The sequence below is a fragment of the Pedobacter sp. 22226 genome (genome assembly GCF_052045455.1).
Taxonomy (GTDB): Bacteria; Bacteroidota; Bacteroidia; order Sphingobacteriales; family Sphingobacteriaceae; genus Pedobacter; species Pedobacter jeongneungensis.
This window is the reverse complement of sequence record NZ_JBQEPB010000008.1, coordinates 293,931-309,166: the sequence shown is the minus strand read 5'-3', so window position 1 is coordinate 309,166 and position 15,236 is coordinate 293,931. Positions and strand designations below refer to the sequence as shown.

The 15,236-nt window shown below is 37.6% G+C and carries 14 protein-coding genes; 6 read left to right on the top strand and 8 right to left on the bottom strand.

Annotated features, from left to right (window positions below; genetic code table 11):
- Positions 1-35: 35 nt before the first annotated feature.
- From ACTJKC_RS19375 to ACTJKC_RS19365, 3 genes are all read right to left on the bottom strand, one after another.
- Positions 36-2,456 (bottom strand): TonB-dependent receptor, encoded by a 2,421-nt coding sequence (locus ACTJKC_RS19375; RefSeq protein WP_440794482.1) that lies wholly within the window; start codon positions 2,454-2,456, stop codon positions 36-38.
- 105 nt (positions 2,457-2,561) lie between these two features.
- Entirely contained in the window at positions 2,562-3,233 is a 672-nt protein-coding gene (rpe, locus tag ACTJKC_RS19370; protein ID WP_440794480.1) for a ribulose-phosphate 3-epimerase, read from the bottom strand.
- Between the two features lie 63 nt (positions 3,234-3,296).
- The gene (locus ACTJKC_RS19365; RefSeq protein WP_440794478.1) at positions 3,297-3,881 is read right to left on the bottom strand and encodes a hypothetical protein; all 585 of its coding nucleotides are present in this window, start codon (positions 3,879-3,881) and stop codon (positions 3,297-3,299) included.
- A gap of 78 nt (positions 3,882-3,959) precedes the next feature.
- On the opposite strand from ACTJKC_RS19365, the gene ACTJKC_RS19360 reads away from it, so the two are divergent.
- On the top strand, positions 3,960-4,580 hold the full coding sequence (locus ACTJKC_RS19360) for a toxin-antitoxin system YwqK family antitoxin (protein ID WP_440794476.1): 621 nt from the start codon (positions 3,960-3,962) through the stop codon (positions 4,578-4,580).
- Positions 4,581-4,650: 70 nt separating this feature from the next.
- Here the strand turns inward: ACTJKC_RS19360 and pnp are convergent, their stop codons facing one another.
- The 4 genes from pnp to ACTJKC_RS19340 form a co-directional block, all read right to left on the bottom strand.
- Positions 4,651-6,786, bottom strand: a complete 2,136-nt coding sequence (gene pnp, locus ACTJKC_RS19355) for a polyribonucleotide nucleotidyltransferase (RefSeq protein ID WP_344853839.1) — start codon at positions 6,784-6,786, stop codon at positions 4,651-4,653.
- A gap of 176 nt (positions 6,787-6,962) precedes the next feature.
- Complete coding sequence (rpsO, locus tag ACTJKC_RS19350; protein WP_025146265.1) at positions 6,963-7,247, bottom strand: 30S ribosomal protein S15; 285 nt, start codon at positions 7,245-7,247, stop codon at positions 6,963-6,965.
- Positions 7,248-7,769: 522 nt separating this feature from the next.
- Positions 7,770-8,246 (bottom strand): hypothetical protein, encoded by a 477-nt coding sequence (locus tag ACTJKC_RS19345; protein WP_440794473.1) that lies wholly within the window; start codon positions 8,244-8,246, stop codon positions 7,770-7,772.
- 8 nt (positions 8,247-8,254) lie between these two features.
- Positions 8,255-8,458 (bottom strand): hypothetical protein, encoded by a 204-nt coding sequence (locus ACTJKC_RS19340; RefSeq protein WP_344853837.1) that lies wholly within the window; start codon positions 8,456-8,458, stop codon positions 8,255-8,257.
- 98 nt (positions 8,459-8,556) lie between these two features.
- Between ACTJKC_RS19340 and ACTJKC_RS19335 the strand changes: the two genes are divergently transcribed.
- From ACTJKC_RS19335 to ACTJKC_RS19320, 4 genes are all read left to right on the top strand, one after another.
- Entirely contained in the window at positions 8,557-8,976 is a 420-nt protein-coding gene (locus ACTJKC_RS19335; RefSeq protein ID WP_440794471.1) for an acyl-CoA thioesterase, read from the top strand.
- A gap of 411 nt (positions 8,977-9,387) precedes the next feature.
- Positions 9,388-10,812 (top strand): MATE family efflux transporter, encoded by a 1,425-nt coding sequence (locus tag ACTJKC_RS19330; RefSeq protein WP_440794469.1) that lies wholly within the window; start codon positions 9,388-9,390, stop codon positions 10,810-10,812.
- 247 nt (positions 10,813-11,059) lie between these two features.
- Positions 11,060-12,847 carry a translation elongation factor 4 gene (lepA, locus tag ACTJKC_RS19325; RefSeq protein WP_344853834.1) on the top strand — a complete coding sequence of 596 codons (1,788 nt, stop codon included), beginning with the start codon at positions 11,060-11,062 and terminating at the stop codon, positions 12,845-12,847.
- A gap of 84 nt (positions 12,848-12,931) precedes the next feature.
- Positions 12,932-13,813: a bifunctional 5,10-methylenetetrahydrofolate dehydrogenase/5,10-methenyltetrahydrofolate cyclohydrolase gene (locus ACTJKC_RS19320; protein ID WP_025146269.1), complete on the top strand. Its 882-nt coding sequence runs from the start codon at positions 12,932-12,934 to the stop codon at positions 13,811-13,813.
- A gap of 330 nt (positions 13,814-14,143) precedes the next feature.
- On the opposite strand, the gene ACTJKC_RS19315 is transcribed toward ACTJKC_RS19320, so the two are convergent.
- Complete coding sequence (locus ACTJKC_RS19315) at positions 14,144-14,479, bottom strand: Rieske (2Fe-2S) protein (RefSeq protein WP_344853832.1); 336 nt, start codon at positions 14,477-14,479, stop codon at positions 14,144-14,146.
- Between the two features lie 107 nt (positions 14,480-14,586).
- On the opposite strand from ACTJKC_RS19315, the gene ACTJKC_RS19310 reads away from it, so the two are divergent.
- On the top strand, positions 14,587-15,210 hold the full coding sequence (locus tag ACTJKC_RS19310; protein WP_440794466.1) for a 7-carboxy-7-deazaguanine synthase QueE: 624 nt from the start codon (positions 14,587-14,589) through the stop codon (positions 15,208-15,210).
- Positions 15,211-15,236: the final 26 nt, after the last annotated feature.

Below are 15,236 nucleotides of genomic sequence, written 5' to 3'. Positions count from 1 at the left end.
TTAGTTTTCAGTTGGCATTTTGCAGTTAACGAAACTTAATTTTTTAATTTTACAATCAATTTTAAATTAAACTGCCGTCCGGTTAAATAATTGGGAATGGCATATTGCACATTATCGACATCTTTTAGCCAGAGATAAGAAATTGTATTATTGATGTTCAGCATATTAAAAACCTCGAAAAACAGAATAACCGAGCTGAAATTTTTATCGAGGAACTTTGGTTTATGCAAAGCGGCATCATCCAGAAAATCTTTTGAAAAGCCGATATCTACACGTTTATAAGACGGAATAAAAAACTTATCGAGGTACCTGGGGGTTTGCGATGGACCGATTGGCAACCTGGAGCCATAAAGGGCATTTAAGTGAACCTTATAAGTTGGACTATTTAACAGTTTATCCTGAAAAAATATGGAAAAATTTAAACGTTGATCGGTGGGGCGTTTTAAATAGCCAGGGTAAATTGTAGTGCCGTTTTCTACGTAACTATCACCTATAATATCTTCGTTGGCATGCATTACCGACATTCTGAAATAGGAAACCAGGTCTTTTACAAATTCACCGCCAATGCTAAAATCGGCACCATAAGCATATCCCTGTGATACTTCATTAGCCAGATATTTAATCCTCAGGTTATCAATTTTGTAAGGGATCAACCTGTCTGAATATTTAAAATACGCTTCGGAAGTAAACTTTAACCTGGTGCCGAAAGCGTCAAAAGCATATTCGTAACCCAGCGAAGTATTATAAGAACTCTGGGCTTTTTGGCTGATATTTAACTGACCGGAAAAATCGCGGATGGTACGGTAAGATGGCGGTTGTTTGTACACCCCTGCTGAAAACCGCAGGATTTTATTGTTCGAATTTGGACGATAAGCAATCAATAACCGCGGACTGATTAACAATTGTTTGCTTAGCGAGCTGTAAGTAGCGCGTGCTCCCAGCTGCAATTCGGCTGAACTAGAAAGTGAATAGCTATCCTGAATGTAAGCGCTGTAGTTTTTAATGTCGATATTGTTTTGTACATTAATTACATTTTGCAAGATAATGTTCTTCGAATTGTTTGGCAAGATAAAGCCGGCAGAGTCGGTATAATTATATTCATGCAACTGATCGTTGTACCTTGATCTGTCGAATTTTAAACCCCAGGAAAAAACATGGTTATCAAAATTCTGGTCAACCTTTATTTCTGAAGAAAACACCTTGGTATTCAAGCTGTTTCGTCCATAATTGTAATAACTACCAATGCCCCTGTTTTTATTCACCGGTCCAAAATTCTCACCCACAAAGCTATTATCTATTTCATCAAAAATATAACTGCCATCAATATCGAATCGTTCCCTTTCAATGGTATTAAAATAACTATTGATAAATTTGATTACCAAATTAGGTTTGGGCGAATAAGTAGCAGTAATGGCACTACCCAAGGTTTGGTAATCATCAATTTCCTGCCCCGTATAATCTACATTTAACCTTAAAGTAGTGCTTAATGTACCAAACTGGGTTTCCCTGTTTGTGGGCACCAGTTTAAACTGACCAAGGTTGAAACTCCCTAAATAACTGATATTGAATTTTGGAGAAAAATCGTACTGATAAAGTAGCTGGGCATCTGCAAAATTTGGACTGTAACTTCCTTTTTCATCTTGTTTGATGAGCACACTTGAATTATTTTTATAACGTAAACCAGCCAATAAAAAGCTGTTTTTAAACACTTTTTTTGTAGTTAATGAGGTATTTAAAAGGCTGGTACTTATTGTAGTTTGATTGCTATCGGGTTTATCATACTTAATATCTAAGATTGATGAAAGTTTATCGCCATATTTCGCTTCGAAACCACCGGCTGAGAATTTTGCCTTACTTACCAGGTCTGAATTAATAAAGCTTAGTCCCTCCTGCTGTCCGTTACGGATTAGCACCGGCCGGTTAATTTCTACATCGTTGATATAGATTAAATTTTCATCAAAATTCCCTCCTCTAACGCTATATTGAGCGCTTAATTCGTTATTGGTTGATACTCCAGGCAGGGTTTTGAGCATGGTTTCGAAATTACCTGAAACCAGCGGCATCGAAGTTACATCGGCAATGTTGATGGTGGTGGTATTGCTTAACTGGTTCTGTTTATTAGTAATATTAACCTGCTCTAACTCATTAATATTAGCAATTAAGCTCACTTGCTTGATAATCCGCGCACCAGAACGCTCATTAAATTTAATGGTTTGAGGCTGATAACCTAAAAGCGAATATTTTATACTGAATGTTTTAGATTTGGAATAAATGGTATAAACGCCAAATTCATCTGTAACCGTTGATTGTGCCTGCCCTAAAACAATAACGGTAACCTGAGAGAGCGGTAATTTTTCATCGTTATAAACTATCCCCGAAACCCTGACTAAAGGCTGAGCCACAGCAAAACTGCAACCAGCGATTAGAAAAAAAAGGAATAGCCGGAATTTGAGCATTTTTAGGTATCGAGATAAGTAATTTAATATCAAAACCAGAGTATTAAGTAAGAAGATGACCTACCAACTACTCCATTTTCAATAATCAATTTAGTAATAAAACAATTAAATGCTCACAGCATTACTGGTTAATTGTTTCATCTTAGCAATCGTTTCTGTTGGATTTTCTGTTGCAAAAATTGCATTTCCGGCTACGAAAGCGTTGGCACCTGCCGATACTAATGTAGCAATATTTTGTAAACCAACACCACCGTCAACTTCGATAACCAAATCCTCATTAACACCTCGAATCAGGTTTTTTAAATCCTTAATTTTCTTATAGGTATTATGGATAAAAGCTTGTCCGCCAAAACCCGGATTAACCGACATAATCAGCACAAGATCCAGATCTTCAATTACATCCTGTAGCAAGCTTACAGGAGTATGCGGATTTAAAGCCACACCCGCTTTACAGCCAGATGCCTTTATCAATTGGATTGTTCTGTGTAAATGAGTACAGGCTTCGTAATGAACGGTTATCCTGTCTGCTCCTGCATTGGCAAATTCCTCAATATATTTATCAGGCTCAACGATCATTAAATGTACATCCAATGGTTTGGCGGCATGTTTTTTAACAGCGGCCATTACCGGAAAACCAAAAGAAATATTGGGTACAAAAACACCATCCATTACATCAACATGGAACCAGTTGGCCTCGCTCTGGTTAATCATTTCAATATCGCGTTGTAAGTTGCCGAAATCTGCAGAAAGTATGGATGGGGCGATTATATAGTTCATTTTATAAAGATAGGGAAATCGTTATAAACTAAAAACCCTTTCGATTTGGAAAGGGTTTTTAGCCTAGTGTAATTTAATTTCAATTGCTTGTCCATCCCTGGTCACTTCTACAAATTCTTCTACCCGATCCGAATAGTTGTTTGTATAACTTTGATAATCGTAATAATCTGTTCTGCCTCCATAGCTGTTATAGCCGCTTCCCCTGTAAACCGGAACAGAACCACTGCGTGAATAACTTGCGAAAGATTGAATAAAATATTTGCCAGGTTTCATCTGTGTAAATTTAAACCGTCCATAATCATCTGTTTTAATGGTAATCCGGTAACGGAAAGCCTGTTCAGACATATACACACTGTTTTTTTTATTTTCCATTTTTTTACGGAGGTTAAACCATTCTTCAAAGTACGCAGTTACAGGATAAAGGGTTACCTCCACATTTTTGGCCAAAATTTTCGAACCGACTTTCATACCATAGCCATTTTTCAATCGGGTAAAAGCAGTTCCTTCAATGGTAGATTTTCCGAGTGCAAGCCTACTTTTTGCATCCACAGAATCAAAAGGAACCTGGGGATAATAGGCTGCTTTTTGTGCCTTAACAAGTGTGCTAACAAACATTAGCACTAAAAAGGTAAAGGTTAAGTTTCTCATTTTCAATAAGTAAATTAGATGTTGTTTTTTGTTTTTCAAGAATGCATAATTATGGTATTTTAGGCAAAAAAACAACCAATGAAAAAGTATATTTTAATTTTATCTTTTGTTTTCTCGGGTTTTCAGGCATTTTCTCAAAAGGAAAAGCCCTGTGGGATGAAAGATGGTTTACAGGAAGGTACATGCAAACAATTTTATGGAAACGGAAAAACAAGCTTATCAGAAAACTGGAAAAAAGGCAAAAGAGATGGCATTGCCAATTACTATTATGAAAATGGCAATTTGAAAGCTTCGGGGAATTTTACAAAAGATAAGAAAAACGGGATCTGGAAATATTATTATGAAAACGGTGCCATTAGTGGGGAAGAGAAATTTGTTTACAGAGATTTTGCAGAAATAAAAGAAGGTGCATTTAAAAAATACCATCCGGATGGAAGTGTAAAAGAATCGTACACCTATGTTGATGATAAACTGGAAGGTTTATATACCTTATACTATCCTGGCGGAGCTATTGATGAGCAAGGCGCTTATGAGAAAGGCTTATTTACAGGAATATGGAAAAACTATTTTCCAAACGGGAAATTAAAATGCCAGTTTACTTATGTAAATGGCAAACAGGAAGGAGAAAGCACTTGTCAGGATGAAAATGGGAAAATCACCAAAAAAACTACCTATAAAAACGGAGTAAAAATTAAATAAGTTATTTACTTAACGAAAAAGGCTGATTCGGTATTAGAATCAGCCTTTTTTTGTTTTATAAAATACCGGACTATGCTTGTGGCGCAGCTGGTTTTTCTGGTCTTGGTAATAAAACTTTGCGCGAAAGTTTCATTTTACCTTGTTTATCGATATCTAATAATTTAACCTCGATTTTATCACCTTCTTTTAACACACCATCCATGGTTTCTAAACGTTCCCATGAAATTTCAGAGATGTGCAATAAACCATCTTTGCCTGGCATAACCTCAACAAATGCACCGAATGGCATAATTGATTTTACTTTACCCTGGTAAATTTCACCAATTTCTGGTTTAGCAACGATATTACGGATACGGGTTACTGCGGCATCAATAGCTGCTTTATTATCGGCAAATACTTCTACAATACCTTTACCATCAACTTCTTCGATTGAAATTGAAGCACCGGTTTCGCGCTGCATTTCCTGAATAATTTTACCTCCAGGGCCAATAATTGCACCGATAAATTCTTTATCAATAGTTAAAGATACAATACGTGGAGCATGTGGCTTATAATCTTCATTAGGCGAGCTGATGGTTTTCTTCATCTCGTTTAAGATGTGTAAACGACCATCTTTAGCCTGTAATAAAGCTTTAGTTAACACCTCGTAAGATAAACCATTGATTTTCAAGTCCATTTGACAAGCAACAATACCATGTTCAGTACCAGTTACTTTAAAGTCCATATCACCTAAATGATCTTCATCACCTAAAATATCAGAAAGAATTGCGTATTTACCAGTTTTCTCATCAGTAATTAAACCCATTGCGATACCAGAAACAGGCGATTTGATTTTAATCCCTGCATCCATAAGCGCCAGTGTACCAGCACAAACAGTTGCCATTGATGAAGAACCGTTAGATTCTAGAATATCAGAAACGATACGGATAGTATAAGGATTAGCTTCACCCTGAGGTAATACTTTTTTTAATGAACGTTGTGCTAAAGCACCGTGACCAATTTCGCGACGGCCTGCGCCTCTGTTAGGTCTAACCTCACCGGTTGAGAAACCAGGGAAATTATAGTGCAATAAGAATTTGTTATAACCATTAAAGAAAGCACCATCAATCATTTGTTCATCATCTTTGCTACCTAAGGTAACCGATGTTAAAGATTGCGTTTCGCCACGTGTAAATACAGCCGAACCGTGAGCAGCAGGTAAGTAACCAACTTCGCTCCAGATCGGGCGGATTTCAGTTGTTTTACGGCCGTCTAAACGGATACCTTCATCCAACAATAAATTTCTGATCGCATCGTACTGAACATCATGATAATAATGTTTAGCCATTGCTTTGGTTAAATCTGCAGTATCTTCTGGCATTGCTTCGAAGAATTCGTTAATAATGGCAGTAAAACCTTCTTTACGTACATCTTTATTGCCACCGGCTTTTGCTACCGCATAAACTTTATCGTAAGTATCAGCATATACTTTAGCTTTTAAATCAGCATCATGGTCTTCGTGGTTATATTCACGTTTAACAGTTTTGCCGGTTGCTTCGGTTAATTCAACCTGAACAGCACATTGAACTTTAATTGCATCATGCGCAAATTTTAAAGCTTCAACCATTTCATCTTCCTGAATTTCATCACACTCACCTTCAACCATGCCTATATCGTTGGCCGAACCGGCAACCATAAACTCTAAAGTTGCACGCTCCAATTCGCTAGCTTTTGGATTGATAATTAACTTACCATCAATTTTAGCAACACGCACTTCAGAAATCGGACCGTTAAAAGGAATATCAGAAACTGATAACGCAGCAGATGCTGCTAAACCTGCCAAACAATCTGGCATAATATCTTTATCAGCAGAGATTAAAGAAATCATCACTTGTGTATCAGAGTGATAATCGCTTGGAAACATTGGACGTAAAGCTCTGTCTACCAAACGTGAAATTAATACCTCATAATCAGATAATCTTGCTTCACGACGTAAAAAGCCTCCCGGGATACGGCCTGTAGCCGCGTATTTTTCCTGATAATCAACCGATAATGGTAAAAAATCAGTACCTGGTTTAGCACCAACAGTAGATACAACAGTTGCCAACAACATGGTATCGCCCATTTTCACTACAACCGAACCATCAGCTTGTTTAGCCAGTTTACCAGTTTCAATTTCTACAATTCTGCCATCGCCCAAATCGAACGATTTTTTTATTACATTCATTTAATTAGAATTATGGTGTGTTTTCCTCTTTCTACACACCGTTGTTTATATATGTTTTTGTTTTTGCAAACGAAGATAAGATTAAAAAAGCCTATCTATAATAAAACCCGTTAAAAAAATTAACAGGGAATTAAAAAGCCATTCCCTAAAGAATGGCTTTCGCTGATAAAATTCGCTTATTTTTGTTTAATGATATCACGAAGCGATAAAGCTTTGATGATAGCACGATAGCGCTCAATATCTTTTTTGTACAGGTAAGCCAAAATACCGCGGCGTTTACCTACCAATTTTTGAAGTGACAACTGAGTAGAAAAATCCTTACGGTTTTTCTTTAAGTGTTCTGTTAAGTGCGCAATACGGTATGTAAATAACGCTACCTGACCTTCTGCAGAACCAGTGTTGGTTTCTACTTCGCCGTGTTGTTTAAAGATTTCGGCTTTCTTTTCTGGACTTAAATACATTTCTTGAATAATATTAAAGCAATAAAAATTAATTAATTGTGGCGCAAAGATAAGGTTATTTTTAATTATAAGCAAGTATTTCTTAATTGGTAAATCAAAACCCCTTTGGGCAGATTTAAGGGTAAAGCAAAGTTTAGTTTTAATCGGTTGCTGCCCTCCCGCCCTCGCTACAATCTTTTAAAAACGCCTTTCATTTTGAGCACGAAGAATCAGTTTCATCAGCTGCAGATTCTTCGTACCTACCATTGACAGATTTAGAAAGGTCGTCATTGCTGAGGAGGAACGACGAAGCAATCTTTCCTGCTAGCGATTATTGTTAGAAAGATTGCTTCGTCGGCTGAAAAAGCCTTCTCGCAATGACGAACTTAGCGGCTTATCATTGCGCGAAGATTCTTCGGTCATTCATATTGATTTTTATAAAATTAATTATCCCTCAGAACGACAGCTTATTTAGGGTTGCTGCACATTTTAAAAGGATTTCCGCTAAGTCGGGTTTAGAGAACTTAAGTCAGTATAAGAGACCTAGTTCTTCTTATTGATGCGTTCCAATTCTAAAACATCCAGCTGATCTTTAGGCCTGTTGGTAGCCCGTTTATTATCTAAAAGGTGATTATAATGCAGAAACCTTGCCCTAATACCGTTTATTTCATCTACTGTAGCCATTTGGAAATACTCATCAAACTTTTGTTTATCAAGTCCCGGAATATCCGTCATTAAATCTGCGTACATGCCGTCATCCATTAAAACTTCGCAATAACCAGCAATAATGGGCACATCCAATAACATATCATATCTGCCATATCCCATTTTATCAAGAGCGTAAATCAAATTCTGCCTGTTTTCTTTAGTATCCTTTAAATAAATATCTAAATCGCCGGTAGTACGGTTATAGCCATACCGGTTAACTGCGAAACCGCCAACAATCAGATAATTAACATTAAACTGCTCAAATGTTTCTAACAATAAAAGCATTTCAGGATTTTCTTTATCAAAAGACATAAAGCAAATTATATGGCTGGCTTGCGTATTACAAGCCCTTTGCCTTGTGGAGATTTTAAAGGCTGGCCACCATTCATGGTAACTGAAATGTGGTTGAGTTGCAAAACACCAAAAAAGCGTTGCTCAGGGGTGCGGCTCAAATAAACAGCATCACGTTCCTCCACAATTGTTTCGCGTGGAGTATTGATATCATATAATTTGAGTTTTCCCATTTCATCAAAAATACAAAAAATTGGTGATATATCTTTACGTCAAGACATCTTTATATAAAGACATCAAAAGCTTACTTTTGCAAAAAAAACATTTACCCTTGGAAAAGAATCAATACAGCATTTTTGAAAGCGAATTACGTGTCCGCCCCGATGATATCGATATGTTTAACCATGTACATAACAGTAAATACCTGGATTATGTACTGGCGGCACGTTATGAACAAATGGAAAGATTTTACGGTATGCCCTGGGAGCACTTTACCAAACAAGGTTTTGGCTGGGTGGTTAGCCATGTTGATATCAGTTTTAAACGTCCGCTGTTAATGAACGATTTAATGCTGATTAGAACCGGAATCCTTACCATGAATGATAAAGGTTGTTCAGTACAATTCGAAATTATTAACCGGAAAACAGGAAAAGTAGCTTCGGATGGTGTTTTCGATTATGTGTTGATTGATCTAAACACAAGCAGAGGTACAAAAGTTACCGAAGAAATGATTAAAGCCTATAGCATTTAGGTAATTACACAGGTTTAAGATATTACATACATAGAGTAATTCAGCCATTTAGGAATAGTGATTATAAATCCGTGAGTCCGTGTCTCTGTGACTAAAATTATGAGATAAAATGGGTCCTATCGAGACGCTGAGACCAGGCTAAAGAATTTAACTAAATATAAAATCAGGGCGTCTTGTGTCTCCATGGCAAAAAGAATCTAAAAAAATTAATCACTTCCATAAAAATTAGTCATCAAAATTTGACAATTCAAAAATTTAGCTAACTTTGCATGATCAATAAGACCAGAGCCATGATAGTATCTGCAATCCGTTTGAGGTTTTAAGCAACCGAGGATTCCCTCCATTTCAATTTTAGGTATGTACGCTTAACTGCGTATCATTGGTTTATACATCAACATTTATTTTTATTATATGTCACAGTCTACAAAGGCACAGGGCAAATTATCGTCATTTTTCGATATTCTGATCCAGTCTTTAAAAGGTCACGAGGTTGACCTCACTTCAATCAGTATTAAAAGGGCAATTGTTTTACTGGCTATCCCGATGATGCTGGAAATGGCCATGGAATCGGTTTTTGCTTTAGTTGATCTCTATTTTGTAGGTCATTTAGAGAACAGCAGCCACGCCATACAAACCGTTGGTTTAACCGAATCGGTTTTAACCATTATTTATTCACTGGCCATTGGCTTAAGTATGGCTGCTACTGCAGTGGTTGCGAGGCGCATTGGCGAGAAAAACCCTGAGGCGGCATCAAAAGCAGGTATGCAAACCATTGTGATTGCAGTTGCAGTTAATGTTTTAATCAGCATCGCCGGCCTCATTTACGCCAGAGATATTCTTTTATTAATGGGCGCTTCAACAGAAACTGCAGATCATGGCATCACCTTCGTACGCATTATGATGGGCGGGAGTATTATTATTGTACTGCTTTTCTTAATTAACGGTATTTTTCGGGGTGCGGGTAATGCTGCAATCGCCATGAGGAGTTTATGGATCGCTAATATTGCCAACATCATCCTCTGCCCAATTTTCATCAACGGCTTTGGCCCGGTACCCGCATTTGGTTTAACAGGTGCTGCAATTGCCACAACTATTGGTCGTGGTTTGGGAGTTACTTACCAGGTTTATAATTTATTTAGCGGCAAAAATGCATTAAAAATAAGGATCAGTCATTTTGTTCCGGATTTTACGCAGATTAAAGCGATTGTTAAAATTGCTGCTCCAGCTATTTTTCAATTTGTAATTGCAAGTTGCAGCTGGGTATTTTTAGCAGAACTGGTTGCCACTACAGGCGGCGATGAAGGTTCAGCAGGTTACCAAACCGCTTTACGCTTAATGATGTTTTTTATGTTGCCGGCCTGGGGCCTGAGCAATGCTGCAGCTACTTTAGTTGGACAAAATTTGGGTGCTGGCCATATAGATCGTGCTGAAAAGTCTGTTTTTCAAACCTTAAGGTATATTTTAATATTCATGGCGGTGGTAAGTGTATTATTTCTTACCTGCGGACATTTGTTTGCCTCATTTTTTACAGCAGATGAAAAGGTAATTGCTATTGCAAGCAAGGCATTAAAAATTTTAAGTATTGGTTTTGTGATTTACGGAGCTGCAATGGTTTTTAGCAGTGCATTTAATGGTGCGGGAGATACCTGGACGCCCACAAAAATCAATGTTTTTGCTTTTTGGCTGTTTCAGATTCCGTTGGCTTACTTTTTAGCAAAATATTTAGAAATGGGCCCGACAGGTGTTTTTATCGCCATCCCAACGGCCGAGGCAGGCATTGCAATAGCTGCATTTATCCTTTTCAAAAAAGGAAAATGGAAGAAAACAATGGTTTAATTTTTTAACCCCAGATGGACACGGATGAACACAGATAGAATAACCTTATCCGTGTTTATCCTGTTTAATTTAACTTCTGTAACTTCCTGCTTCATGTGAAAAATGCAATATTGCAATGAATTAAAAACAGGACTACAATAATCGTAGAAACATCGCTTTTGCGCTTTAAAACAATAAAAATTCGGCCTTTTTAGCATTCCATTTTCCCTCTTATATTTTCCATTAAAAACCATATCTTTGCGCAAAGATGAAGCATATACGTAATTTTTGCATTATTGCACATATCGACCATGGCAAGAGCACCCTGGCTGATAGGTTATTAGAATATACAGCGACGATTTCGCAGCGTGAAGCGCAGGCGCAATTGCTCGATAACATGGATTTAGAGCGTGAGAGAGGCATTACCATTAAAAGTCATGCCATACAAATGAACTATAAAGTTGGCGATATTGAATACAATTTCAATTTGATCGATACGCCGGGCCACGTGGATTTCTCGTACGAGGTATCGCGTTCAATTGCAGCCTGTGAAGGTGCTTTATTGATTGTAGATGCTTCGCAAGGTATTCAGGCTCAAACCATTTCCAATTTATATTTAGCTTTAGAGCACGATCTTGAAATTATCCCGATTTTAAATAAAATGGATTTACCAGGGGCAATGCCCGAGGAAGTAAAAGACCAGATTATTGATTTAATCGGCTGTAAACGTGAGGATATTATTCCTGCATCGGGTAAAACCGGAATGGGCATCCCTGATATTATCCAGGCGATTGTAGACCGTGTTCCTGCACCTGTAGGCGATCCGGAAGCACCATTACAAGCATTGATATTTGACTCCGTTTTTAATTCCTTCAGAGGGATTATTGCCTACTATAAAGTAGTTAATGGCGAGATTAAAAAAGGCGATAAAGTAAAATTCATCAATACCGGAAAAGAATACCTGGCTGATGAGGTAGGTATTTTGAAACTGGATATGTCGCCACGCAATGTGGTTAAAACCGGAGACGTGGGTTATATTATTTCGGGTATTAAAGAAGCCCGCGAAGTAAAAGTTGGCGATACGATTACGACAACTGCAAGACCATCATTAGATGCAATTCAGGGATTTGAAGAGGTAAAACCAATGGTTTTCGCCGGTATTTACCCTGTTGATACTGATGAGTTTGAAGAATTGCGTGAAGCTATGCACAAGTTGCAATTAAACGATGCTTCTATCGTTTTTGAACCTGAAAGTTCTGCAGCATTAGGCTTTGGTTTCCGTTGCGGTTTCCTCGGTATGTTGCACATGGAAATTATTCAGGAACGTTTGGAGCGTGAGTTCGATATGACGGTAATTACTACGGTTCCGAACGTATCTTACATTGCTCATACAACCAAAGGCGATGAAATTTTTGTAAATAATCCATCTGATTTACCCGACCCAAGTAAATTGGATTCTGTTGAAGAACCTTATATCAAAGCTAACATTATTACGAAAGCAGATTTTGTTGGTCCTGTAATGTCACTTTGTATTCAGAAAAGAGGAACCATTGTTAATCAATCATACTTAACATCGGACCGTGTAGAATTGGTTTTCGAAATGCCAATGGGCGAAATTGTATTCGATTTCTATGATAAACTGAAAACGATTTCTAAAGGATATGCCTCTTTCGATTACCATCAAACAGGTTACCGCAAATCGGATCTGGTTCGTTTAGACATGTTAATAAATGATGAGCCGGTTGATGCATTGTCATCTTTAATCCACCGTAGCAATGCTTACGATTTCGGAAAGAAAATCTGTGAGAAATTGAGGGAATTAATCCCACGCCAGCAGTTCGAAATCAAAATTCAGGCATCTATCGGTGCTAAAGTTATTGCCCGCGAAACATTGAGTGCTTTACGTAAAGATGTAACGGCCAAATGTTATGGTGGTGATATTTCCCGTAAACGTAAGTTATTGGAAAAACAGAAAAAAGGTAAAAAACGCATGCGTCAGGTGGGTAACGTAGAAATTCCACAAACGGCATTTATGGCGGTTTTGAAATTAGATTAGAAATTAGATATGAGATTTGAGATATGAGATATTAGACAATTTGTTGATCTCAAATCTCAAATCTCATTTCTCACATCTTTAAACATGAAATTATTAGACGGTAAATACGTATCAGAAAAAGTTAAAGTTCAGATTGCAGAAGAAGCTGCAGAATTTTTAAATAAAACAGGTCGCAAGCCACATTTGGTTGCCATTTTAGTTGGTAATGATGGTGGTAGCGAAACTTATGTGGCCAGCAAGATGAAAAACTGCGAAAAAGTAGGTTTTAAATCTTCGCTTCATCGTTATGATAATTCGGTAACAGAAGCAGAATTACTGGCTAAAATTGAAGAAATTAATCAGGATGATGATGTAGATGGACTAATTGTTCAATTGCCTTTGCCAAAACATATCGATCCTGAAAAAGTAACAGAAAAAATTGATCACCGCAAAGATGTAGATGGTTTCCATCCTGTAAACTTGGGCAGGATGATGCGCAACTTACCTTGCTTTATCCCGGCAACACCTTATGGCATTTTACTGATGTTACAGGAATATGGTATCGATACTACCGGAATGCATTGCGTTGTGGTTGGCAGAAGTAACATTGTAGGCAGTCCGATGAGTATATTAATGGCCCGTAATGCCAATCCGGGTAACTGTACCGTAACGCTTACCCACTCACGCACTAAAGATTTAAAAGAACAGGTACTACAGGCCGATATTGTGATTGCAGCAATTGGCAAAAAGAACTTTGTTACTGCTGATATGGTTAAACCAGGCGCCATTATTATTGATGTAGGCATTAACCGCGAAAATTCTACAGAAACTAAATCTGGCTTTAAGTTATATGGTGATGTAGATTTTGAAAATGTAGCGCCTAAGGCCTCTTACATCACTCCTGTTCCTGGCGGCGTTGGTTTAATGACAATTGTAGGTTTATTGAAAAATACATTGGCATCGGCCAGAAAAGAAATATATTCTTAAGCTTAAAGCTGAATAGGATAAAGCAGAGAAAGCGGTTCATTTTTGGATCGCTTTTTTTATTTAACGGTTGAGAGCTGCCTGCGTATTTTAGACTACAAGGCACAAAAAAAGTTTTTTCCATTCCATTTTGTCATCCTGAACGCAGTGAAGGATCTTTAATGATCGAAGATGTAAAATGGTGATGGAAGATAAACAAATAGATCTCTCCACTTCGCGATGCTCCGGTCGAGATGACGTTTTTTTATTTGGCGTTTGAAAACAGTTAACCGCCACAGTTAACCGATTTAAACAATCAACCAGTTAACCAATAGGCCAATGACAAATGAACCTTTATCCCCACAATTTACTCCACCAACTCTCTTCAAAACCGATGTACAATCCATCTTCACGTAATTCTGTAGGATAAATATTAATATAATCTCCCTGACCTTCAGCTCCTCTTCCATTAGTTAAACTATACTCGTAACGATGAATCGGGCAAACCAGGTTTCCGTTTTTACACCAGCCACCACTAAAATGGCCGCCAGCATGCGGACAATGCGACTGAGTGGCAATAATTTTGTCTTCATTATTGATCAGACAGATCTGTTTTCCATTAACCTCCATGGTTTTAATGGTATCTACCCGGGGAATCTGATTGTTATTTAGCGCTTTAAACCACTTCATTATGCTAAAATACGGCAAATAAATATCAGTCTTATTTCATCTTTCCATTAAATTTCGAAAGAGGAACCACATCACCATATTTTTTTAGGATATTTGCATCCTCAAAAATGAAACAAGACATACCAGAAGACGGCACATTACTTCCTTTAATGGAAGAATTTTATACCATACAGGGCGAAGGATTTAATACCGGAAAAGCAGCATATTTTATCCGCCTGGGAGGTTGCGATGTAGGTTGCCACTGGTGCGATGTAAAAGAAAGCTGGGATGCTGATATGCACCCGCTTACGCCAGCTGATGTAATTGTAGAAAATGCCGATCAATTTCCGGGCAAAGCGGTTGTAATTACCGGTGGCGAACCATTAATTTATAACCTGGATTACCTGACCAATAAATTAAAAGATAGAGGAATTTTAACTTTTATTGAAACTTCCGGAGCTTATCCCCTTTCGGGCAATTGGGACTGGATCTGTTTATCGCCAAAGAAATTTAAAGCACCAAGGCCAGATATTACTCCTTTTGCACACGAGTTAAAGGTAATCGTTTTTAATAAAAGTGATTTTAAATGGGCCGAAGAATATGCCGCAATGGTATCGCCTACCTGCAAATTATACCTTCAGCCGGAGTGGTCTAAATCAAAAGAAATTACACCTTTAATTATTGACTATGTGATGGCCAACCCTAAATGGGAAATTTCTCTGCAAACACACAAATTTTTAAATATTCCTTAAAAACAATACATTAGCTTTATACCAAA

Excerpts from the sequence above, each read along its gene's own strand:
- ACTJKC_RS19375 (WP_440794482.1), bottom strand. The coding sequence starts at position 2,456 with ATGCTCAAATTCCGGCTATTCCTTTTTTTTCTAATCGCTGGTTGCAGT.
- rpe (WP_440794480.1), bottom strand. The coding sequence starts at position 3,233 with ATGAACTATATAATCGCCCCATCCATACTTTCTGCAGATTTCGGCAAC.
- ACTJKC_RS19365 (WP_440794478.1), bottom strand. The coding sequence starts at position 3,881 with ATGAGAAACTTAACCTTTACCTTTTTAGTGCTAATGTTTGTTAGCACA.
- ACTJKC_RS19360 (WP_440794476.1), top strand. The coding sequence starts at position 3,960 with ATGAAAAAGTATATTTTAATTTTATCTTTTGTTTTCTCGGGTTTTCAG.
- pnp (WP_344853839.1), bottom strand. The coding sequence starts at position 6,786 with ATGAATGTAATAAAAAAATCGTTCGATTTGGGCGATGGCAGAATTGTA.
- rpsO (WP_025146265.1), bottom strand. The coding sequence starts at position 7,247 with ATGTATTTAAGTCCAGAAAAGAAAGCCGAAATCTTTAAACAACACGGC.
- ACTJKC_RS19345 (WP_440794473.1), bottom strand. The coding sequence starts at position 8,246 with ATGTCTTTTGATAAAGAAAATCCTGAAATGCTTTTATTGTTAGAAACA.
- ACTJKC_RS19340 (WP_344853837.1), bottom strand. The coding sequence starts at position 8,458 with ATGGGAAAACTCAAATTATATGATATCAATACTCCACGCGAAACAATT.
- ACTJKC_RS19330 (WP_440794469.1), top strand. The coding sequence starts at position 9,388 with ATGTCACAGTCTACAAAGGCACAGGGCAAATTATCGTCATTTTTCGAT.
- lepA (WP_344853834.1), top strand. The coding sequence starts at position 11,060 with ATGAAGCATATACGTAATTTTTGCATTATTGCACATATCGACCATGGC.
- ACTJKC_RS19320 (WP_025146269.1), top strand. The coding sequence starts at position 12,932 with ATGAAATTATTAGACGGTAAATACGTATCAGAAAAAGTTAAAGTTCAG.
- ACTJKC_RS19315 (WP_344853832.1), bottom strand. The coding sequence starts at position 14,479 with ATGAAGTGGTTTAAAGCGCTAAATAACAATCAGATTCCCCGGGTAGAT.
- ACTJKC_RS19310 (WP_440794466.1), top strand. The coding sequence starts at position 14,587 with ATGAAACAAGACATACCAGAAGACGGCACATTACTTCCTTTAATGGAA.